Source organism: Tenacibaculum gallaicum (genome assembly GCF_003387615.1).
In the GTDB taxonomy this organism is placed as follows: domain Bacteria; phylum Bacteroidota; class Bacteroidia; order Flavobacteriales; family Flavobacteriaceae; genus Polaribacter; species Polaribacter gallaicus.
In genome coordinates this window covers 149,308-171,960 of record NZ_QUNS01000006.1, presented here as the reverse complement: position 1 = coordinate 171,960, position 22,653 = coordinate 149,308, and the positions used below count along the sequence as shown (strand labels likewise).

Here is a 22,653-nt window from a genome sequence, read left to right as displayed (position 1 = left end):
TTTTGAAGCTGCAAAAGTAGTGTTTTATTATTTATGAATTACGAATTTTTATTTATGAATTCGTAATGTTTCATTCGAAGCTTTATAAAAACATCATTTTATGTACTTTTCTCTTGTTTTAAAAGAGATTCAAGTAATTTTAATTAACTTCTTTTTTAGGATAAAATTGTAAATATTGGAGTTTGAAAAATATTATTCTGGGTTAGAATCTTCTAATTCCTCATCATCTGCTTTAAAAGCACTTGGTAAAATATCAGGAATTAATTTTATAAGTAAAGGCAAAAGTAAAGCCCCACCAGGAAGCATAAACACAGCAAAAGCTGGAATAGCTTTACAAATATCGAGTGTTTGTTCTTTTACTTTTGCCTTTTCTTCGTCTGTTAATGATGTAGTTAGCGATTTTCTCACAAGAAAAAGAAGCTCCCTACTTTCTTGGAGCTCTTTAGCTAATCTTTTTTTATTTTTATAGATTGCTTCTTTTATTTCATCAACTGTATTCATTAAAGCTTTCTACGTGCTTTTTCAGTTTTAAGTAAGTTCAATTCTCTTGAAGTTTGTCCTGCAACTGAAGTATTTTCTTCTGCTCTACGTATTAAATATGGCATCACATCACGAACGGGTCCAAAAGGAACGTATTTTGCAACATTATATCCTTCTTTAGCTAAATTAAAACTAATATGATCACTCATTCCATATAATTGACCAAACCACATACGCTTATCGTTAGCTGTAATATTGTGTTCTTTGGCTAAATCCATCAATAAGTATGAGCTTTCTTCATTATGAGTTCCTGCAAAAATTGCCATGTTCTTGTGATTCATCATATAACGAACAGCTTCGTTATAATTGTCGTCAGTTGCTTGTTTATCTACACAAATAGGAGATTCATAACCATTTTCTTTGGCTCTTTCTCGCTCTTTTTCCATATAAGCACCACGAACAACTTTCATTCCGATATGATATCCTTTTTGATGTGCTCTTTTGTGTAAATTTCGAAGATACTCCATACGATCATGACGGTACATTTGTAATGTATTAAAAACAATGGCTTTTTCTTTATTGTAGATTTCCATTAATTCTTCAATTAAATCATCAGCCGCATCTTGCATCCAACTTTCTTCTGCATCTATTAATAACGGAACATCTTTTATTTTTGCTGCTTTACACACAATGTGAAAACGTTCTACAACTCTATCCCACTCTACTTTTTCTTCTGAAGTTAATTCTTTTCCTTCTGTTAATTTTTGATATAAAGCAAAACGACCAAAACCAGTTGGTTTAAAAACAGCATAAGGAATAGATTGCTTCTCTTCAGCAAAATTAATCGTTTTTAACGTCATTTTTAAAGCGTCATCAAACTGCGCTTCATCTTCTTTACCTTCTACTGAATAATCTAAAATACTATGTACGTTACCTTGCTCGTACATTTTTTCGATATTTGGTAAGCAATCATCTTCACTTACTCCTCCACAAAAATGATCAAAAACTGTTGAACGGATTAACCCTTCAACTGGTAAATGTGCTTTTAAAGCAAAATTTGTTACCGCAGTACCTATTCGAACCATTGGTTGGTTCTGAATCATTTTAAACAAAAAATATGCACGTTCTAACTCTGAGTCAGATTTTAATTTAAAAGCAGTTTCTGTATTGTCAAAAAGTCTCATTATCGAGGTAATATTATATCTTTAATTTATTGAGACAAATATAATTGAGTAGACTGATATATTTTAATTTTTTCTATTTAATTTCGCCTTATATTTTTTTGTTATTATGACCACAATTAACGCAGCAACATACCCTATTCATTTTAATGAAAAAGGGTATAATGAATTAACTTCTTTAATTTCTAGTAAAAACTATTCTTCAGTTTTTATTTTAGTGGATGACAACACTTTAGATTGTTGCTATCCTCGATTTATACAGTTATTTGCTACCGATAAACCTATTGAAGTCATTCAAATTGATGCTGGCGAGGTTCATAAAAATATGGAAACCTGTATGGGTGTATGGAATGTAATGACTGAATTAGGTTCTGATAGAAAAAGCTTATTAATTACCTTAGGTGGAGGTGTTATTACTGATTTGGGTGGTTTTGTTGCTTCTACATTTAAGCGTGGAATTGACTTTGTAAATATTCCTACTACTTTGTTGAGTATGGTAGATGCTTCTGTTGGTGGTAAAACAGGTGTTGATTTAGGGGTTTTAAAAAATCAAATTGGAGTATTTGCAAATCCAGAATTAATAATTATAGATCCTGAATATTTACATACAGTTACCGCAAGGGAAATTCGTTCTGGTACTGCGGAAATCATTAAATATGGAATGACACACGACATTCAATTATTTAACGAAATTAAAAATAACGATAAACTCAATATTGTTGACTTGATTCATCGTTCAATAGAAATTAAAAATGAAGTTGTTTTAGAGGATCCTAAAGAACAAGGGGTTCGTAAGGTGTTAAACTGGGGACATACCATTGGTCATGGTGTAGAATCATATTTTTTAGAAGCTCCTGAAAAAGAAACTTTAACACATGGTGAGGCTATTGCTATTGGAATGGTTTGTGAAGCTTACTTATCTTCAAAAGTTTTAAACTTCCCAGAAGATAAAGTGTTTGAAATAAAAGAAGCTATTATTAAAATATATGGTAAAGTTAGTTTATCTGAAGATGATTTTCAGCCAATTCTTGAGTTGATGAAACATGATAAAAAGAATGTTGGTGGAGAAATTAACTTTGTACTCCTTAACGATTATGAAAGCTTTAAAATAAATAGTAAGGCTTCTGATGAATTAATCAAAGAGAGTTTACAGTTTTATAATTCATAAAGAGTTTTTACACCTCTTTTCTTTATTTTAGTCTTCCGTTTATATACTTTTTAGCTGTTTCATAAATAGCATCTACTTCTTTTGTGCTAAACCCACTGTATTCTCCTAAAGGAAAACAAATAGTAGCGTATGTTTTAAAAAACTTATGCTCTTCAGAAGATAACATTAATAATTTAGATGTATGGGCTAAAACTTTTAAGGTGGTATTCAACTCTTCGCTTGTTTTTTCTGAAGGATACACCACATAACTTCCAATAATGGGATATTCTGAATCTTTAAATGGTGTGGTTGGAAAGTTATCTATAATTCCACCATCAGAGTAAAGCATACCATCTATCCTTACAGGGTTGAATAAGCCTGGTAATGCACATGAGGCTAATACAGGTTTTAGTAAATAACCTTCATGAAAATACTGAGTGGTTCCTCTATTTAAATTAGTTGTGGAAACCGTTAAGGGTATCTTTAACTCTTCAAATGTGGATTTAATTTTGTCTTCAATTAATCTTGCATAATTGGAGGAATTAAAAATTCCTGGTTTAGCTATTGTTATCCAAGAAAATTGAAATATCTCAGTCGTTTTAAAAAAGTTTAATATTTCTTTTGGTCTCATACCAGAAGCATACATAGATCCTACTAAAGAACCTGAACTACAAGTCGAAATAGCATTAATTTTAATATTTAACTCTTCCAGTTTTTCTAATAAAGCAATATGTGCTACTCCTTTTTCTGCTCCTCCACTTAGCACTAAATTTATAGGTACTTTAGTGTCTAAAGTTTTTATTTTTTCAAGAGAACATTGGTACTTTTCTTTAATCATCTTTCTCTATTTATTAGCTTTTTTTAAGATAGTATAATTTTTATGCTTCTACTGAACATTTTTTATAGAGTTTCTCATAAGCTGGTAGAATATTATCTAGTGAAAATAGCTTAATATGTTCTTTAGCGTTTTCTTTAAATTTATTTAAAACCACATCATCTTTCAAAATATCAATAGCATTGTTAGCCATACCGTCAATATCGCCTAATTCGCTTAAAAAACCTGTTTTACCATTAATGTTTACTTCTGGTAACCCTCCTGTATTTGTAGAAATAACAGGTGTACTTGCTGCCATGGCTTCTAAGGCTGCCAACCCAAAACTTTCCGTTTCAGACGGTAATAAAAACACATCTGTATAGCATAATATTTTTGCTACTTCTGTACTATTTCCCATAAATAGTACTTTATCTTCTATTTGTAATTCTTTAGCTAAATTCTCCGCTTTTAAACGTTCAGGACCATCACCAACCATTAGTAATTTTGAAGGAATTTCTTTTTGAACCTTATTAAAAATTCGAATTACATCATCGGTTCGTTTTACAGGTCTAAAATTACTTATATGTGTTAAAATTCTCTCTTCGGGTTGTGCCAACGCTTCTCTTTTACACTCTCCTTCATGCGCCTTGTCATATTTTTCTCCATCAATAAAGTTGTATACTACTTTAATATCTTTTTCAATATTAAATAATCGAAGTGTATCTTCTTTTAAGCTATTGGATACAGCTGTTACTTCATCTGATTTGTTTATACTAAACTCTACAGCAGTTTTATAGGTTGGATGACTTCCTACCAAAGTAATATCCGTACCGTGTAGTGTTGTTACTACTTTTATATCAATACTTTTATCTTCAAGCATTTTTTTTGCCATATAGGCAGCGTATGCATGCGGAATAGCATAATGTACATGTAACACTTCAAGTTCATATTTTTGAACTACTTCTACCATTTTACTTGATAAAGCTAATTCATAAGGCTGATATTGAAATAGTGGATATTCTTCTAAAACAACTTCATGAAAATGTAAACGATGAGAAAAGAAATCTAATCGAACAGGCTGATTGTAAGTTATAAAATGTACTTCATGCCCTTTATCTGCTAATGCCATTCCTAATTCGGTCGCCACTACTCCACTTCCTCCAAAGGTAGGGTAACATACAATTCCTATTTTCATCTGTATCTGTTGATTATTTTTTGAATATGATTACAGACGTAAATTTACGGTATTACTTACTTTTTTTTGTAAAGTTTTTCATAAAAAAAAACGCCATTACGTAATTCGTAATGGCGTTTATGGTATTGATTATATCTTTAGTAATCTCCTAAAGTTTCTGTATTTTGAGTTAAAGCAACTTCTAACTGTTCATCGTTAGGTGCTTTACCATGCCATGCATGTGTATGCATCATAAAGTCAACTCCATTCCCCATTTCTGTACGTAATAATACACAAACTGCCTTTCCGTTTCCTGTACGTGACTTTGCTTCTGCCATTCCTGCTAAAACAGCTTCTATATTATTACCTTCAGCAATTTCTACAACATCCCAACCAAAAGCTTCAAATTTAGCTTTTAAGCTTCCCATAGCTAAAACTTCATCCGTAGAACCATCAATTTGTTTTTCGTTTACATCTACTGTAGAGATTAAGTTGTCGACTTTTTTAGCTGCAGCATACATTACAGCTTCCCAAACTTGACCTTCTTGTAATTCCCCATCACCATGTAATGAATATACCACTTTGTTGTCGCCGTCTAACTTTTTTGCTTGAGCTGCACCAATAGCAACACTCATACCTTGACCTAACGATCCTGAAGCAATGCGTATTCCTGGTAAATGCTCGTGTGTAGTTGGGTGTCCTTGTAAACGAGAGTCTAATTTTCTAAAAGTAGCTAACTCCGCTACCGGAAAAAATCCACTACGGGCTAAAACACTATAATAAACTGGCGAAATATGCCCGTTTGATAAAAAGAATAAATCTTCGTTTTTACCATCCATAGAAAAATCAGTAGAATAGTCCATGATTTCTTGGTATAAACACGTAAAAAATTCTGCACATCCTAAAGAACCTCCTGGATGTCCTGAATTTACAGCATGTACCATGCGTACGATGTCTCTACGAACTTGTTGTGTAAACTCTTGTAATTGTTGTGTTGTTGGCATTATTGTTTTGTTTTATGCCCACAAATGTAATTGATTATGTAAAAATGAGCAATTACTTTTTTATTTAAGTAAAAAGAAAAAGGGTTCAAGTGAGTTACGTTTTCTTTTTCGTTTAATTTTCCCTTTTCTAAATGAATCGTTATTGAACCCTTTATTTACGTGATTCAAATAACTTATTTGTTTGTTTGATACACAAACAGTTGTACACGTATTTTATAAAAAACGACTTTTAAAAACGAATAAAACACTTATTTACAACATATTAATAAAAACCAAAAAATCATGATTTTTTGGTACTTTTGGCCTCTATTTAATTATTTTTTATGAAAAAGATATTTGTTTTACTCCTAGTTATTGGATTAAGTTTAAAAGTTTATTCTCAAAATCATATAAAACAAGACACCTTACTAAGAAAAAGTTTTCAAGAATTATCCGATTTATTTTATAATAGTAAACCTGATACATTAAAAGCTGTTATTTACGCAAAAGCAAAATATAGAAAAGCTTTACATGAAAAAGACACATTAGAAATGTTGAATGGAAAATACTTATTAGCAGATATTTTAAATGATGAGAATATTTATTTAAATTTTTGTGACTCGTTAATTGAAATAACTAAAAAATATCTTTCAAAAAAATACCCTTCAATTATCCACTTTCGTAAAGGAAAGTTTTTCTTCCATAGAAGAAGAAATGGTGAAGCTCTTAAAGAATTTCTTTTAATTGATAATGCAGAAGGTTACACTAGCGCATACAAAAACATGTACTTAGGTTTGATAAAGTCGTCAGTAGATGAAAAAGAAAATGCTCTCTTTTTTTATCTAAAAGCTTTTAATTATCTTAAAAATAAGAACAAGCTACATAAGACAAGTGAATACCTTTCTTTGCTTAACAATATAACCTCAATACATTTAAGAAAAGGAAGCTTAGATTCAGCATATTACTATAATGAAAAAAGCATTAGAGCAAGTATAGAATCAAGAGATACTCTTTTCGAAAACTTTTCTTATTTTATGAGGTCGTTGATTGATTTTGATAATAAAAAATATGAAAAAGCCCTTACTGGGTTTCTTCGATTTGTACCAATTATAACAGAAGATGAAAACTATGTTTTACTTAATCAAACATACAGCCTTATAGGTATAACTTATGATTCTATTAATAATTATAGTTATTCTTTAAAATATCATAAAAAAGCTGATTCTATTTATTCTATAAAAAATATATCTTCTAAAAGATTAGAAGACAGTTTTAAGTTTCTTTTAAAACACTACAAAGCAAAAAATAATTTAAAGAAGCAATTATTTTACATAAATAGATTATTAGAATTAAAAAAATTCAATTTAAATGAAAAAAATAAAATCAATAAAACGTTTACTGAAGAATACGACATCCCTAACCTAATATTAGAAAAGAAACAGGTTATAGAGAAACTAGAAAATGAAGTAGGTGAGTCTAGAAAAAATAAAATAATTTATATTTCTTTATTACTACTATCATTTGTTTTAATAGGGTATCAAATTAAAAGAAAGAGAACTTTTAAAAAGCGTTTTATAGCATTAGTTAATCAAAAAGAAGTTGTAGATAAAGAAGAAATACAGCCTGTTACAAAAACGACCAACAAATACGAACTTTCTTATGAAACAATTAGCGCTATTATGAAAGGGCTTGAAACTTTTGAAAAAAACACAGATTTTTTAGACTCTAAAATCAACTTACAACTATTGGCTGACCGGTTAGATACTAATACTAGCTATTTATCAAAAGTCATTAATCAATATAAAAACACTTCTTTTTCTAATTATGTCAATCAACTTAGAATTAAATACGCGATTGAAAAACTTAAAAATGATACTCTGTGGAGGAAATATACTATAAAAGCCATCGCACAAGAAGTTGGTTTTAAAAATGCTGAATCTTTTTCTAAGGCGTTTTTTAAACATACAGGCCTAAAACCATCTTATTTTATAAAAGAATTAGTAAAGGTAAATAGCTATAAGTCTTCTTAATTTTTAAGTATTAAGTTAACAATTCCTCTACATTTTGATACTGAACTCCAAAAAGATAGTATTCGTTATTTTTAGGAACTTTTAACGTTATTGTTAAGCTTTTGTCAGTTTCTAAAGTGTACTCTATAGTAGCTCCATTTATTTGCTGATAAAAAGGGAATATTACTTGTTCTGGAATAGATGTTAATAAACTTACTGTTTCTTCTGTATATGTTCCAGAGATATGAATTTTTATTGTCATATCTGAAACAGCAGATATATATGAATTAATATTTTTTAATATTCCTGTTTTGGGGTTAAAAACTTCATCCCAAGATATTACAGAGTCATCCCAATTGCTTGGAGTCTGGTATGCGTATAAAAAAGCAGCAGATGAAAACCAATTTCCAAAGTTAATTTTCTGTGTAGTAGATTCACTAAAAGCTATGGCTACAGTTACAACTGATTTTGCCACTTCATTAGTAAAATTATCTAACGAGGTATTTACAACTAAAACAGGAAATTCTGGGTAAACTGGAATGCGTATAGTTTGTTCGTTTGACTTTATAACAACTTTTGACTGCAAGGAGTTTTCTATTGCTCCTTTAAAAGTACTTAAGCTTGGTGTATACTTTGGTATTGTATATGGAACTATCCAGTTTGTTGCATCATAATAATCATTCAGTCCTATTTGAATGGCTAAAGGTTGTTTTATTTGAGCTTTTAAAATTCTTCCATACACCTCACTAAAATAATTTAGTGGAAGGGCGCTATCAAAAAACTCAGTTCCTACTGGAATAGTATCTAATAAAACTGAAAAATCAGCTTCGTTTGTGGGTAAATTTGGTAAAGATGCATAGAATGTAAAACTACTTAATTGTGCGTTAAATAACTCTGCCAGTTCGTTTAATACTAAATAATTAAAACTCTCGGGGGACTTCATTATTCATTATTTTAAGTTAACTATAATAAATTTATGTAAAAGGTTAAGTAGAGCACATGAAAATCATGTGCTCTCTTAACTATAAGATTAAATTAATCTTGAAGGTGCTTTTAAAGCATGATTTGTGCTACCACCTGTTACAGCTCTATCTGTTGGAATTACTCCCATACCAAAAATTTGTAAATCTCCTGGTGCAGATGTAATTGTTACAGAAATCGTTTTATCATCATTAAACTTATAGCTAGATGTAGCTTTTGATGATGATCCTGATGTATAGAATGGCCATACATTGGTCTCTGTACTTTTTTGAATTTCTTCAAAGTCAGATTGACTATAAGTAGCCCAAGATTTTACAGTAATTGTGTAACCAGAAACAAGTAAAGCTTGGTTGGTTACTCTTTGTAAAGAACCAGATGGACCAAATAAATTATTCCAATCATCTTGATTTTGAAATTGATCAGGGTTTTGGTACATATCTGTAAAATAACCAGAGAAAAACCATCCTCCTGCTCTAACAGCTAGAAAAGCATACTTATTAAAATTCATATCTACAGTAATTCTACTTGCAGAAGCTTTTTCATTTAATGATTTTGAAACACTATTAGACTTCTTTCCCCAGAAACCAACTCCTGAAGAACCGTTGCTTTGTGCCCATGAGTTTTGAATATCATCATTAGACGTTTGAGAATCAAAATGAATTGCCGCAGAAGAACCTTTTTCAACTTGTAATTTTAACTCTTCAAAGACTGGAGTATATATAGGGTTAGTTCCCATGTTACCTCCAATCCAATTGTTAGAGTTTGTATAATTACTCATTGCTATTTTATACAAGAATGTACCTGTATCTTCTGTTTTACTTAGCATTGTAGCATAATTACCGCTTAAAGTATTTAAAGGGTTACCTTCATACAATACTCCTACAGATTTTGGGGGAACACCATCAAAATAGTTATATAGTTCTGACGCTGAACTTTGAACTGGTAATACACCTTGTATCATTTGAAAGCTTTTGTCACTTAAGTTTAATGATTGACAAAGGGTATTGTACATTCCATTAGTTGGAGTTTCCATATTTGCTCCAACTTGTTCTTTTACGACACCATTAGATGGTTCTGTAAGTTTTGTTGCCATGATAATTTAGTTTTAAGTTTAGTTTTTACCTACTCTATTTAGGCTTTTCGGTATACGCCTAAAAATCCAAAACTATTTAACAGATGATCAAGCTATTAAATTAAAGAATGATATATGAAGTATAAAGTTGCGCGCTAATCATAAACCATTCAATACAATACGAATTTTGGTTTTACTTTTACTAAGTTATATAAATAACAAACGAATCACTTTACAAAAACCTTAAACGTTGTTTATTAATACATTAAGTAGTATTAAAAAGGTACAAGGCTTAACTAAAAAACAACATAAGACACTAAAAAGCAGATAATTACATGTATAAACTATGTTTTCTGTTTTTTCTTTTTAGCTGCAGGAAATAATACATTGTTTAATATTAAACGATATCCAGGAGAGGTTGGGTGTAAGTCTAACTCTGTTTTAGGGTCTCCTACTCTATGCTGATAATCTTCAGGATCATGACCACCATAAAAAGTAAACATTCCTTTCCCTTTAGTTCCGTGAATATAGCGTCCCTCTCCATTGGTTTTATTGCCTCCTAAAACAATGACTGTAGATTTTATTGTGTTAGGATTAAAAGAAGTTGTTTGTCCCATAAAACCTTTAACTAACATAGTATGATTTTGGGTAAGCATTGTTGGAACTTGATCCCATTTTGCCGAAAATTCTTTCAACACAAAATAGTCTACCTCTTTTCTGATTCTTCGCTTACGAGTCATATCTATTGAAGAAAACTCATAGGTAGTAGGGTTACGAATCAATTCAAAATCTTTAAACGCAAGTGTTTTATTAAAGTTAATTTTCGATTGATAATTAGGTTCTGAAGCATCTCCATCAAACATTCCTTCACAAATATCTACCCCATCAGCAGCTAGTGCAATATCAAAGCTATCGGTAGCAGAACACATCGCAAACATAAACCCTCCACCAACTACATAATCTCGTATTTTTTTGGCTACTGCTCCTTTTTCTTCAGACACTTTACTATACCCTAATCTTTTCGCTAAAGCTTCAGCATCTTTTTTTTGTTGAATATACCAAGGAGCTGTTCTAAAAGCTCCATAAAAACGTCCATACTGCCCTGTAAAGTCTTCATGATGTAAATGCAGCCACTCATACAATAACAATTTATCATTCAACACCTCTTCATCATATATTACATCAAAAGGTATTTCAGCATACGTTAATACCATCGTTACCGCATCATCCCACGGCATTTTATCTTTAGGAGAATACACCGCTATTTTTGGTGCTTTTTCTAAAGTTACTGCTTCTTGGTTTTTTGAAGGTGAAGAAATTTCTTCTAAAATTAATGCTGATTTAGCATCTGAAATAATTTGATACGATACGCCACGTATTTTGCATTCTTTTTCAACTGATTCATTGTTTTCAATTAAAAAAGCTCCTCCATCATAATTTAACAACCACTTGGCTTTTAAACCATTTTCTAAAGCATAATATACAATGCCGTATGCTTTTAAGTGATTTTTTTGATTTTCATTACTCATAGGTACATAAATAAAAGAAGCCCATAACGAGTTTGAAAAAAGGAAAAATGTTAGTATGTAAAGAAATTGTTTCATATCAAAAACTAAAATACACAATTACTTTTTAGCAATTGTGTATTTAGTTGTATTTTAAGTTTTATTTAAAGGTTAAAACGGAACATCATCGTCGCTAGGTCCAAAAGCATCTTCTGGTGAAGCAAAATTACTAGAAGATACTTCTTCATTAAACCCTGAGTTCATACTCGATTGGAATTCACTACTAAAACCTTCTTCTAAATCTGAGAATTTTGCTAAGTGTCCTGTAAACTTCAAACGGATATTATCCAATCCACCGTTACGGTGTTTTGCAACGATAAACTCCCCTTGTCCTTCACATGGTGAATGATCGTCATCGTCCCATTCAGTCATTCCGTAGTATTCAGGACGGTAAATAAACGATACAATATCGGCATCCTGCTCAATCGCTCCAGATTCACGAAGATCGGATAGTAACGGACGTTTACTTCCTCCACGGGTTTCAACCGCACGCGATAACTGAGAAAGTGCAATTACAGGTACATTTAATTCTTTACCTAGTGCTTTTAAGTTACGTGAAATCGTCGAAATTTCTTGTTCACGGTTACCTCCTGCTCCCCCAGCTGTCATTAACTGTAAGTAATCAATAATTAATATTTTAACTCCGTGTTGTGACACTAAACGACGAGCTTTTGCACGTAAATCGAAAATAGATAATGCAGGTGTATCATCAATAAAAATAGGTGCATCAGAAAGTTTTTTCACTTTCACGTTTAACTGCTCCCATTCGTGTGGCTCTAAATTTCCTTTACGTAATTTTTCTGATGTCAATCCTGTCTCAGAAGAAATCATACGGGTAATTAACTGTACAGATGACATCTCTAATGAAAATACAGCTACGGCATGATTAAAATCAATTGCCATGTTCTTTGCCATCGATATTACGAAGGCCGTTTTACCCATACCAGGACGAGCTGCAATGATAATTAAATCGGAAGGCTGCCAACCTGATGTTAAAGCATCTAGTTTTGTAAATCCAGTGGCCAAACCACTCATTCCTTCCTTGGTAGAAATCTCTTGGATTTTATTAATCGATTGTTGTACTAACGAATCAGCTCTTTCTGCTCCTTTTTTTAGGTTTCCTTGTGTTACTTCAAATAGTTTTCCTTCGGCGTCATCTAATAAATCAAAAACATCAACTGTTTCATCATACGCATTTTCAATAATTTCTGAAGAGATAGTAATTAGCTTACGCTGAATGAATTTTTCAAGAATAATTCTAGAGTGAAATTCAATATGTGCAGATGAGGCTACTTTTTGAGTTAAACCGATTAAGTAAAAATCTCCTCCTGCTAAATCTAATTTTCCATTTTTCTTTAACTGATTTGATACTGAAAGTAAATCAATTGGTTCTGAGTTTTGAAAGAGCGCATAAATTGCCGCATAAATTTCTTGATGTCTCTTATCATAAAAAGCATCAGGGTGTAAAATATCAATTACTTCATCAATCCCTTTTTTGTCAATCATCATAGCACCTAAAACAGCCTCTTCTAATTCTAAAGCCTGCGGTGGTAATTTCCCTTTTTCTAAGCTTATAATTCTAGCTTTATCTATTTTTGTTCCTCTAAGAGATTGGGTTTTTTCCATAACAGCAAAAGTAAATTTTTAAGATGATATTTGTAGAGACTATGCTCAATTTTCTTTATGCACATTTTTTGTAAATAAACTGTTATTAACTTGTTGATAACGTTACAACTTTCTTATTTTTGAGGGCATGCATAACCTAAAAAAATATTTTTTTGTCGCTTTATTTTTACCTATTCAGGTGATTTTAGTACTTTTTTTAAGTCAAAAATCACAATGGATTGAGTTTTATTATAGCAATGGAATTTACCCATATATTTCACAGTTTTTCAGATCCTTTCTAGGTTGGATTCCTTTTTCCATTGGGGATGTAATTGGTTTTTATTTACTATACCTTTTATTAAAATCTATCTATTTTTTAATTAAAAAAAGGTTTCAAAACTTCCTCCCTAAGTTAGTAAAATTTATCGCAATTCTATCTATTATTTATTTTTGTTTTTATGCTTTTTGGGGATTAAATTATTTTAGAGAGCCTTTAGCTAAAAATCTTAAACTAAAACAATCTACCTATACAACTGAAGAATTAATTTCAACTACTAAGAAGATTGTAACAGAATTAAACAAAGTTCATTTACAAATAACAAAAAATGATTCAGTAGCTATAATTGTTCCTTATTCTCAAAGAGAAATTTACAGTTTAGCTCCTAACGGTTTTCAAGAGCTATCAAAAACTTATCCTCAATTAGCTTATCAAACTTCCTCAATTAAAAGTTCGTTGGTAAGTTTATTTCAGTCATACAATGGAACATCTGGGTATTTAAATCCAATAACGGGAGAAGCTCAAGTAAATAATATGATTCCTAAAACTGGTTATCCCGCAACTACTTGTCATGAAATGGCGCATCAAATTGGTTGGGCTGCTGAAAACGATGCTAATTTTGTAAGTTTTTTAGCTTCAATAGCTAATAAAGACTTGTATTTTAAGTATTCTGGATATCGTATGGCTTATAATTATTGTATTGGTCAAGTTTACAAGAGAGATAAAACATTAGGTAAAGAAATTGCCAAAACAGTAAATAAAGGTGTATATAAGGACTATAAAGCGACTTATTTACATTGGAAGCAGTTTAAAAACCCTATTGAGCCGTATTTAAAAAAAGGGTACAACTCTTACCTTAAAGCCAATAATCAATCAAAAGGAATTCAATCATACAGTTATGTTGTTGATTTATTAATAGCATATTATAAAAAGAAAGATTCCTGAAAATTTCATTGTATTTCAATTGACAAAATACATTTGAATTGGCTATTTTTGATGCTTTAAAAATACTACGATGGACAAACAACATATAATCGACCGATTTGTAAAATATGTAACTATTGATACTGAAAGTGATCCTAACAACCCTGCATTTCCTAGTACCGAAAAACAATGGAATTTAGCTAAGGTCCTTGAAAAAGAACTAAAGGAAATAGGAATGGAAGATGTTGAGTTAGACGAGAATTGTTATTTAATGGCAACTTTACCTAGTAATTTAAATTACGAAGTACCAACTATTGGTTTTGTTGCTCATATTGATACAAGTCCAGATTTTACAGGAGCTAATGTAAAGCCTCAAATTCATGAGAATTACGACGGAAAAGATATCTTATTAAACAAAGAAGAAAACATCGTTTTATCTCCTGATTATTTTGATGATTTACTACAATATAAAGGACAAACTATAATCACTACTGACGGTACTACCTTATTAGGTGCTGATGATAAAGCTGGTGTTACTGAAATTGTTTCTGCAATGGAGTACTTAATCCAACACCCAGAAATTAAGCATGGAAAAATCCGTATTTGCTTTACTCCTGATGAAGAAGTTGGTAAAGGTGCACATATGTTTGATGTTGAAAAATTTGGAGCTGAGTGGGCTTACACAATGGATGGAAGTCAAATAGGTGAATTAGAATACGAAAATTTTAATGCTGCTGGTGCAACAGTTACTATTAATGGTAAAATTGTACATCCTGGATATGCAAAAGGAAAAATGATTAACTCAATGCTTATTGCTAGTGAGTTTATAAATGCTTTACCTGAAGATGAAGTACCTGAAAAAACTACTGGTTACGAAGGTTTCTTCCACTTACATCATATGGAAGGTAAAGTTGAACAAACTACGTTGAGCTATATTATTAGAGATCATGATATGGACCAGTTTAACAACCGTAAAAAAGCAATGTTAGATTTAGCAGAAGTTTTAAACGCTAAACGTGGGCAAAAGTTAATTAGTGTTGATATTAAAGATCAATATTTTAACATGAAAGAAAAAGTAACTCCTTTAATGCATATTGTTGATATTGCTGAAGAAGTAATGAAAGACATGGGAATGACTCCATTAATTAAACCTATTCGTGGTGGTACAGATGGTTCTCAATTATCGTATAAGGGGTTACCATGTCCTAACATTTTTGCTGGCGGACACAATTTCCATGGACGTTACGAGTATGTTCCTGCTGAAAGTATCGTAAAAGCTAGTGAGGTAATTGTAGGAATTACTCAAAAAGTAGCTGTAAAGTTTAATTAATTTCACATCACTTTATAAAATCAAAAACTCTAGCTTTCGCTAGAGTTTTTTTATGATATTTTTACCCCTTAAAAAAATATCATTCTGTTTGAAATAAATCCCCTTAAATTTATTTCGTCGCAAATATGAGTCTTTTTAAAAGATAATATTATAGGAAAACTCCCTTTTGCCTAGACGTAAAACCCCTAATTTTACAAAAAAACACAAATTTGTGAATTTCTTTCATTTTATTTTTTGTCATAGTTCTCCTCTATACTTTTGCCGATAAATATTAAAGTAAATGAATAGACAAGACCTTTTAAAGCTAACTGACAAGTATCAGTCACCTTTGTATGTTTACGATACAGAAAAAATCATTTCTCAGTATAAAAAAATAACAACCGCTTTCTCTAAAATAAAAAATGTAAAAATTAATTATGCAGTTAAAGCTTTATCAAACATTAATATCTTAAAGGTTTTTAATAAGCTAAACAGCGGATTAGATACAGTTTCTATTCAAGAAGTTAAACTTGGATTACTTGCAGGTTTTGAACCTCATGAAATTATATACACTCCTAACGGAGTTTCTCTACAGGAAATAGAGGAAGTTGCTAAATTAGGGGTACAAATTAATATTGACAATCTATCTATTTTAGAATTATTCGGGCAAAAGCATCCTAAAATTCCAGTTTGTATTCGTATAAACCCTCACGTAATGGCGGGTGGAAATAGTAAAATATCTGTTGGGCATATAGATTCTAAATTTGGAATTTCAATTCACCAAGTACCTCATATAAAAAGAGTTGTTGAAAATACAGGAATGCATATTAACGGAATGCATATGCATACAGGTTCTGATATTTTGGATATCGATACTTTTATAAGAGCTACAGAAATTTTATTTGATACTGCTCGACAGTTTAAAGATATTGATTTTATTGATTTTGGTAGTGGTTTTAAAGTTCCTTATAAAAAAGACGATATTTCAACCGATATAAATGAATTAGGTAAAAAACTATCTACGAGGTTTAATGAGTTCTGTAAAAATTACGGAAGAGAAGTTACTTTAATGTTTGAGCCTGGAAAATTTTTGGTAAGTGAAGCTGGATATTTTTTAGCAAAAGTAAATGTTATTAAACAAACAACTTCAACTGTTTTTGCTGGTATTGATAGCGGTTTAAATCACTTAATACGTCCAATGTTTTACAATTCTTATCATTACATCGAAAACCTGTCTAACCCAAAAGGAAGGGAACGTTTTTACAGTATAGTTGGATATATTTGTGAAAATGATACTTTTGGATCTAATAGAAGAATAAGTGAAATATCTGAAGATGATATTTTATGTTTCCATAATTCAGGTGCTTATTGTTTCTCTATGGCCTCTAACTATAATTCAAGGTATAAACCCGCTGAAGTTATGATTTATAAAGGAAAAGATTATTTAATTAGGAAGAGAGAAACTATGGAAGATCTTCTTAAGAATCAAGAAAGTATTACACTATAATTCTACACTTAAAAACTCTGACCTAATAAGGCCAGAGTTTTTTTAAAATATAATCAACCCCTCAAAGACTATATTTTAAAACGTTGTAATTAAAGTCCCCTATCTTTATTTACATCTACAAATATCACTTATTTATTTTAAATTTTTCACAGGAAAAGCACCCTTTATTACTAGATTTATTAGTAATAAGCAAAAAACCGTTCAAAAATAAGAACGGTTTTATAAATTATTTAATTTTATGTTTAAAAAATATAACGTAATCCTATTTGCATTTGCCAACGAGACAATAAACTAGAATCAAAACCAAATGTTTGCTCTTGATTAGTGTTAAATGAATATGTAGGAGTGTTACCTGCGTCTAAACTAACACCTAAAGGCTGTAAATTATTAGGTTGCTGAACCACTCCCCAATCAGAATTAATTAAATTTCCTACATTTAAAACATCAAGGCTTAACTGTATTGTATTTTGTTTTTCATCAGACACATTAAAATTAAAGTCTTGTAATATTTTTAAATCCCATTTACCTCTCCATGGTGCTAAAGCTCCGTAACGCTCTACATATTGCCCTCTAATTCCTTTTAAATAATCATCTTGTTGTATATAACTTTCAAAAGCTGCTGCTTGGGCAGGGTCACTAAATTGCATTTGATTTACTTCTGAACTCGTTGGAACATATAGTAAGTCATTTACAGCTGAACCATCGTTATTAATATCTCCTCCATAAGTATAATTAAACCTTCCGCCTTGTGCATACTCAAAGAAAGTTGAGATAGTTGTTGCAAACTTATTTCCTCCATAAGTAAACTTTTTAGAAAGTATACCAATAACTCTATGCGTATCACCATATTTAGAATATGATAAGATGTCGTTATTTGCATTTCCTACAACAGGATTAAATGCAAAAGCATCTCCCGTGATTTCTGCTTCAATTGAGTTTACATCCTGTGCATTTAAGTAATTATAGGCTACACTTGTATACAACCCGTTATCAAAAGTTTTTTGAAGCTTTAAAGAAGCATTCCAAACACGACCTTTATCAGAGTTTGTAAATACGTAAGCATTATTTCCTTTATCACTTCCGTCATATATTTCTCTAGTATCAAATGGCGTATTTAAAGTCGCACTTGGCTCTCTTAGTCCCCAGTTTTGTACATGTGCACCATTGATATCCTTTGTATAAGAAATGTCAGTAGTCGCTATAATTCCATTTTCAAACTTCCAATCTAAACCTAAATTTGTTCTCCATACTTGTGGAAATTTAAAATCTGGATCAACCAATTGGAAAAAACCATCATCTGCTCCACTTACCTGATTTCCAATCCACACAAAAGGTAAACGTCCTGTGAATACACCTGAACCTCCACGAAGCTGCATCGTATTATCTCCTTTTACATCCCAATTAAAACCTACTCTCGGTGAAATTAACCATTGATTTGTAGGCATTTTGGTTGAAAGTAATTGTTGTTCTTCACCTGTATTAGGGTTGTAGTACAATACTGAATTATCTCTTGTTGCGCCATTATCAGTATCTATAAATTTCTGAATCAAACTAGAAGTGTTGAAATACAAAGGCTTATCAAAACGAACACCATAAGTTAACTTAAACTTATCGTTCACTTCCCATTCATCTTGTACATAAAAAGCTAATTGACCTACATTTAATTCAGATAATTTCCAACCGCCGTCATTACCATCTCCATTAGCATTAAAAGAGTTATAAGCATTTTGAGTGGCTGTCAGATATTGTTCTACTACTCCACCTGATTGTGCTGCTGATAAAAAAGTGGCTACATCTGGATAAGGGCTAAACAAACCGTAATATGGGAAAATTCCGAAGTTAAAAGACTCATAATTTGTTAAGTTAAATGAATTTTCAAATTCAAATTGTTCAAATGAAAAACCAACAGTATACGTATGGTCTCCTTTGAAAAAATTCATATTATTAGTCAATTGAAAAACTCGTTGATCTAATTTATTATTAATAGAAAAAGGCTCATGACCAGCAATTATGTAATTACTTTGATTCCCGTCTTGTATTGTAATTACTGGTGCAGGTGCAGATAACGGATTTCTAAAATCATCAAAATGCGTATACCCTATTTGTAACTTGTTGGTTGTTGTTTCTGATAAGTTAGAGTTTAGCTCTAGCTGAAAAGAGTTTAGATTGTTATTAATTTCGTACCCAGAATTTGCAAATTGTAATGTAGAAAAACTTGGACCTCTATTACCTAAAGCTGTTGGATGAGCTGGAGTTTCTTTTGAAGCTCTTAAAAAGTTATAAATTAATGCTAATCTATTTTTATCGTTAATGTTCCAATCTAACTTAAAAATTCCTTTAGTTGATTCCGAACCATAGGTAAACCCTTTATAAGCTCCTGTATTATATCCTAAAGCTGCTAACGCATCACGGACAGCTATCATATCAGATTCTAATACTCTAGATTCATTAATAGCTCCACTACCAGTATTCGGTACCCAACCTGCTGTACCTAAATCTTCTCTATCATCTTTTTCAAAATTAGCAAAGAAAAATAACTTATCTTTAATTAAAGGCCCTCCTAAACTAATTCCATATTGACTTTGACTTAACTTAGGTTTTACGACTTTTTGCCCTTTAATTTTTCCTCCAGTCATATCTTGATTTCTGTAAAACCCATAAACTGTACCTGTAAATTCGTTAGTACCACTTTTGGTTACAGCATTTACAGAAGCACCTGTAAACCCTGATAAAGTTACATCATACGGCGCTGTAGAAACTGAAATTTGTTCAATTGCATCTAACGAAATTGGTTGAGAACCTGTTTGTCCCCCAGGTGTTGGAGAGTCTAGACCAAAAGGGTTATTAAAAATAGATCCATCTAACGAAAAATTGTTAAACTGGTCGTTTCTCCCTCCAAAAGAATTTCCACTAGCAGTTGGCTCTAAACGAGTAAAATCTGCAGCTGAACGTGAAATAGTAGGTAATGTCTTTAGCTGAATTGAACTAACACTAGTTTGTGCTCCTGTTCTATCATTATTAAAAACTTTACTTCTTGAAGAAGAAATAACAACTTCTTCTAATTGCTCTCCATCCTCAGATAAAATACCGTCAATATTGGTTGTTTTACCTAAAGTTAAATAAATGTTGGTTACTTCTTGCGATTCAAACCCTATGTAACTAAACGTTACTTTATATGGCCCTCCTACTCTTAAATTAGGTATGGTATATCTACCATTATCTTGAGCTACAGCTCCTGATATAGTACCTGTTGGCTCATGCAAAACGACAATGTTAGCACCAAACAAAGGTTCACCTTGATTGTCTGTTACAACTCCTTTTATTTTTGATGTGGTTACCTGGGAATAGATGGATAAACTCAAAAAAACAAAAGAAAAAATTAGTATTTTCTTCATAATAGTTCTGATTTTGTTTATGTTACATCTCAAATTTAAGCATAAAAAAAATCCGCTCGACCGAGCGGATTTATTCTTTATTAACATGTATTTAACAATTTAGCTACTATTCAGCAACTACTTCAAATACGATGTCAGCTACAACAGCTCTGTGTAAACGTACAGCAGCGTTGTATTTTCCTAATCTTTTTACGTTACCTCCAGTAACTTTGATAAATTTCTTGTCTACTTCAGTACCTGCTTTAGCTAATGCTGCAGCAACATCAATGTTGTTTACTGAACCAAATAATTTATCTCCAGAACCTACTTTAGAAGCTATTTTGATTTCATAACCTTTAACAGTTTCAGCTATTTTGTTAGCGTCTTCTATTAATTTAGCTTCTTTATAAGCACGTTGCTTTAAGTTTTCTGCTAATACTTTTTTAGCTGAAGAAGTAGCTAAAATTGCATATCCATGAGGTATTAGGTAGTTACGTCCATAACCATTCTTAACAGTTACAACATCGTCTTTAAAACCTAAGTTTTCTACGTCTTGTTTTAATATCAATTCCATGTTTCTACTTCTTTATTATTTTAACATATCTCCAACGTAAGGCATTAAAGCTAAGTGACGAGCTCTCTTAATAGCTTGAGCCACTTTACGTTGATATTTTAATGATGTTCCTGTTAAACGTCTTGGTAAAATTTTACCTTGTTCGTTTACTAAATACATTAAGAAGTCTGCATCTTTGTAATCGATGTATTTAATACCGTTTTTCTTGAAACGACAGTATTTAGCTTCCTTTTTAGTTTCGATATCAAGCGGAGTTAAGTAACGTACTTCTCCTTGCTTGTTTCCTTTTGCTTGTTGTTCTATAGATGCCATTTCTTACTTTTTTGCAGATTTAACACGGTTTCTTCTCTTTTCAGCCCAAGCTGCAGCATGCTTATCTAACTTTACAGTTAAATAACGCATAACGCTATCGTCACGTCTAAACTCTAATTCAAACGGAGCAATTGCATCACCTGCTACTTTGTACTCAAATAAGTGGTAAAATCCACTTTTTTTCTTCTCGATTGGATACGCTAATTTTTTTAAGCCCCAATCTTCTTTAGAAATCATTTCTGCACCTTTAGAAAGTAAATAGTCCTCAAACTTCTTTACTGCTTCCTTTATCTGAGTTTCAGATAAAACGGGATTCAAAATGAAAACAGTTTCGTAATGATTCATAATTAAATTATTTAAAATTTATTTTTAAGCCTGCAAATATACTGCTTTTTAATCCATAAACAAACTCTACTACTTAAATAATTTAATGATTTTGTGTACGTTTGTAACTAAACACTCTTTTTTATGCAAATCCCTGAAATCCCTAATTTGGTTCATTACGCTATTCCCTTTTTTATTTTGACTGTTATTATAGAAGTTATATTAACGGTTAAAGTAAAACTAGAAGATTATGAATTTAAAGATGCAGCTACTTCTATTACTATGGGATTAGGTAATGTTTTTATAGGATTACTTACAAAAGGATTAATTTTTGGAGTGTTTTTCTTTTTATATCAATACCGATTGTTCACTATCTCTTTTACTTGGTGGGCTTGGTTGATTTTATTATTTGCTGAAGATTTTGCGTACTACTGGAATCATAGGGTTGCACATGAGAGTAGACTATTTTGGGCGAGTCATGTGGTGCATCATTCTTCAACAAAATATAATTTAAGTACGGCATTACGCCAAACTTGGTCAGGTAGTTTTTATACATTTATATTTTGGGCGCCACTAGCAATTATAGGATTTCATCCATTAATGATAGTTACTCAAATGAGTATTAGTTTATTATATCAATACTGGATTCATACCGAGCTCATTGATAAACTACCTAAATGGTTTGAAGCTGTTTTTAACACACCAAGTCACCATAGAGTACATCATGCTACCAACCCTCAATATTTAGACAGAAATCATGCAGGAATCTTTATTATTTGGGATAAACTTTTTGGAACTTTTGAACCTGAAGTTGAAAAACCGGTATATGGTTTAGTTAAAAACATCAATACTTACAACCCTATTAAAGTGGCTTTTATTGAATGGTACAATATGTTTAACGATGTTTTTACCAGTAAAACTACACTAAGAAAAAGACTACTGTATTTTTTTAAACCTCCTGGTTGGAAACACGACGGTACTGGAAAGCTTTCAATGCATTTACGTAAAGAATGGGAAGAAAATAAAAAAGGAGAAGTTTAA

General features: G+C 31.3%; 19 protein-coding genes. 6 read left to right on the top strand and 13 right to left on the bottom strand.

Features of this window, described 5'->3' with window-relative positions; all coding sequences use genetic code 11:
• Positions 1–192: 192 nt before the first annotated feature.
• Both C7448_RS11980 and C7448_RS11975 read right to left on the bottom strand, forming a co-directional pair.
• Positions 193–501, bottom strand: coding sequence for an LETM1 domain-containing protein (locus C7448_RS11980; protein WP_115901622.1), 309 nt, complete (start codon positions 499–501; stop codon positions 193–195).
• Positions 501–1,667 carry a proline dehydrogenase family protein gene (locus C7448_RS11975; protein WP_115901621.1) on the bottom strand — a complete coding sequence of 389 codons (1,167 nt, stop codon included), beginning with the start codon at positions 1,665–1,667 and terminating at the stop codon, positions 501–503. Before C7448_RS11975 ends, C7448_RS11980 begins: the two co-directional genes overlap by 1 nt.
• A 103-nt stretch (positions 1,668–1,770) precedes the next feature.
• Between C7448_RS11975 and aroB the strand changes: the two genes are divergently transcribed.
• Positions 1,771–2,829 carry a 3-dehydroquinate synthase gene (aroB, locus tag C7448_RS11970; RefSeq protein ID WP_115901620.1) on the top strand — a complete coding sequence of 353 codons (1,059 nt, stop codon included), beginning with the start codon at positions 1,771–1,773 and terminating at the stop codon, positions 2,827–2,829.
• Between the two features lie 22 nt (positions 2,830–2,851).
• On the opposite strand, the gene C7448_RS11965 is transcribed toward aroB, so the two are convergent.
• The 3 genes from C7448_RS11965 to C7448_RS11955 form a co-directional block, all read right to left on the bottom strand.
• Entirely contained in the window at positions 2,852–3,646 is a 795-nt protein-coding gene (locus C7448_RS11965) for a patatin-like phospholipase family protein (RefSeq protein ID WP_115901619.1), read from the bottom strand.
• 40 nt (positions 3,647–3,686) lie between these two features.
• Entirely contained in the window at positions 3,687–4,817 is a 1,131-nt protein-coding gene (bshA, locus tag C7448_RS11960; RefSeq protein ID WP_115901618.1) for an N-acetyl-alpha-D-glucosaminyl L-malate synthase BshA, read from the bottom strand.
• Between the two features lie 137 nt (positions 4,818–4,954).
• A complete protein-coding gene (locus C7448_RS11955; protein ID WP_115901617.1) occupies positions 4,955–5,800 on the bottom strand; it encodes a transketolase in 846 nt (281 codons plus the stop codon).
• Positions 5,801–6,123: 323 nt separating this feature from the next.
• Here C7448_RS11955 and C7448_RS11950 point away from each other — a divergent pair, with 323 nt between their 5' ends.
• Positions 6,124–7,809, top strand: a complete 1,686-nt coding sequence (locus C7448_RS11950; protein ID WP_115901616.1) for a helix-turn-helix domain-containing protein — start codon at positions 6,124–6,126, stop codon at positions 7,807–7,809.
• A 10-nt stretch (positions 7,810–7,819) separates the two neighbouring features.
• Here the strand turns inward: C7448_RS11950 and C7448_RS11945 are convergent, their stop codons facing one another.
• From C7448_RS11945 to dnaB, 4 genes are all read right to left on the bottom strand, one after another.
• Positions 7,820–8,731: a hypothetical protein gene (locus C7448_RS11945; protein WP_115901615.1), complete on the bottom strand. Its 912-nt coding sequence runs from the start codon at positions 8,729–8,731 to the stop codon at positions 7,820–7,822.
• Between the two features lie 87 nt (positions 8,732–8,818).
• Positions 8,819–9,862 (bottom strand): hypothetical protein, encoded by a 1,044-nt coding sequence (locus C7448_RS11940; protein ID WP_115901614.1) that lies wholly within the window; start codon positions 9,860–9,862, stop codon positions 8,819–8,821.
• Between the two features lie 323 nt (positions 9,863–10,185).
• Positions 10,186–11,370 carry an asparagine synthetase B gene (locus tag C7448_RS11935; protein WP_115901679.1) on the bottom strand — a complete coding sequence of 395 codons (1,185 nt, stop codon included), beginning with the start codon at positions 11,368–11,370 and terminating at the stop codon, positions 10,186–10,188.
• Positions 11,371–11,517: 147 nt separating this feature from the next.
• On the bottom strand, positions 11,518–13,032 hold the full coding sequence (dnaB, locus tag C7448_RS11930; protein WP_115901613.1) for a replicative DNA helicase: 1,515 nt from the start codon (positions 13,030–13,032) through the stop codon (positions 11,518–11,520).
• A 127-nt stretch (positions 13,033–13,159) separates the two neighbouring features.
• On the opposite strand from dnaB, the gene C7448_RS11925 reads away from it, so the two are divergent.
• The 3 genes from C7448_RS11925 to lysA all read left to right on the top strand — a co-directional run bounded on the left by C7448_RS11925 (position 13,160) and on the right by lysA (position 17,028).
• A complete protein-coding gene (locus C7448_RS11925) occupies positions 13,160–14,233 on the top strand; it encodes a DUF3810 domain-containing protein (RefSeq protein WP_115901612.1) in 1,074 nt (357 codons plus the stop codon).
• A 70-nt stretch (positions 14,234–14,303) separates the two neighbouring features.
• Positions 14,304–15,542 carry a peptidase T gene (pepT, locus tag C7448_RS11920; protein ID WP_115901611.1) on the top strand — a complete coding sequence of 413 codons (1,239 nt, stop codon included), beginning with the start codon at positions 14,304–14,306 and terminating at the stop codon, positions 15,540–15,542.
• A gap of 280 nt (positions 15,543–15,822) precedes the next feature.
• Positions 15,823–17,028 carry a diaminopimelate decarboxylase gene (lysA, locus tag C7448_RS11915; protein ID WP_115901610.1) on the top strand — a complete coding sequence of 402 codons (1,206 nt, stop codon included), beginning with the start codon at positions 15,823–15,825 and terminating at the stop codon, positions 17,026–17,028.
• Positions 17,029–17,270: 242 nt separating this feature from the next.
• Here the strand turns inward: lysA and C7448_RS11910 are convergent, their stop codons facing one another.
• The 4 genes from C7448_RS11910 to rpsF form a co-directional block, all read right to left on the bottom strand.
• Positions 17,271–20,423, bottom strand: coding sequence for a TonB-dependent receptor (locus tag C7448_RS11910; protein WP_115901609.1), 3,153 nt, complete (start codon positions 20,421–20,423; stop codon positions 17,271–17,273).
• 106 nt (positions 20,424–20,529) lie between these two features.
• Positions 20,530–20,976 carry a 50S ribosomal protein L9 gene (gene rplI, locus C7448_RS11905; protein WP_115901608.1) on the bottom strand — a complete coding sequence of 149 codons (447 nt, stop codon included), beginning with the start codon at positions 20,974–20,976 and terminating at the stop codon, positions 20,530–20,532.
• 15 nt (positions 20,977–20,991) lie between these two features.
• Positions 20,992–21,288 carry a 30S ribosomal protein S18 gene (gene rpsR, locus C7448_RS11900; protein WP_028892048.1) on the bottom strand — a complete coding sequence of 99 codons (297 nt, stop codon included), beginning with the start codon at positions 21,286–21,288 and terminating at the stop codon, positions 20,992–20,994.
• A gap of 3 nt (positions 21,289–21,291) precedes the next feature.
• Positions 21,292–21,633, bottom strand: coding sequence for a 30S ribosomal protein S6 (rpsF, locus tag C7448_RS11895; protein WP_099214475.1), 342 nt, complete (start codon positions 21,631–21,633; stop codon positions 21,292–21,294).
• 123 nt (positions 21,634–21,756) lie between these two features.
• Between rpsF and C7448_RS11890 the strand changes: the two genes are divergently transcribed.
• Complete coding sequence (locus tag C7448_RS11890; protein ID WP_115901607.1) at positions 21,757–22,653, top strand: sterol desaturase family protein; 897 nt, start codon at positions 21,757–21,759, stop codon at positions 22,651–22,653.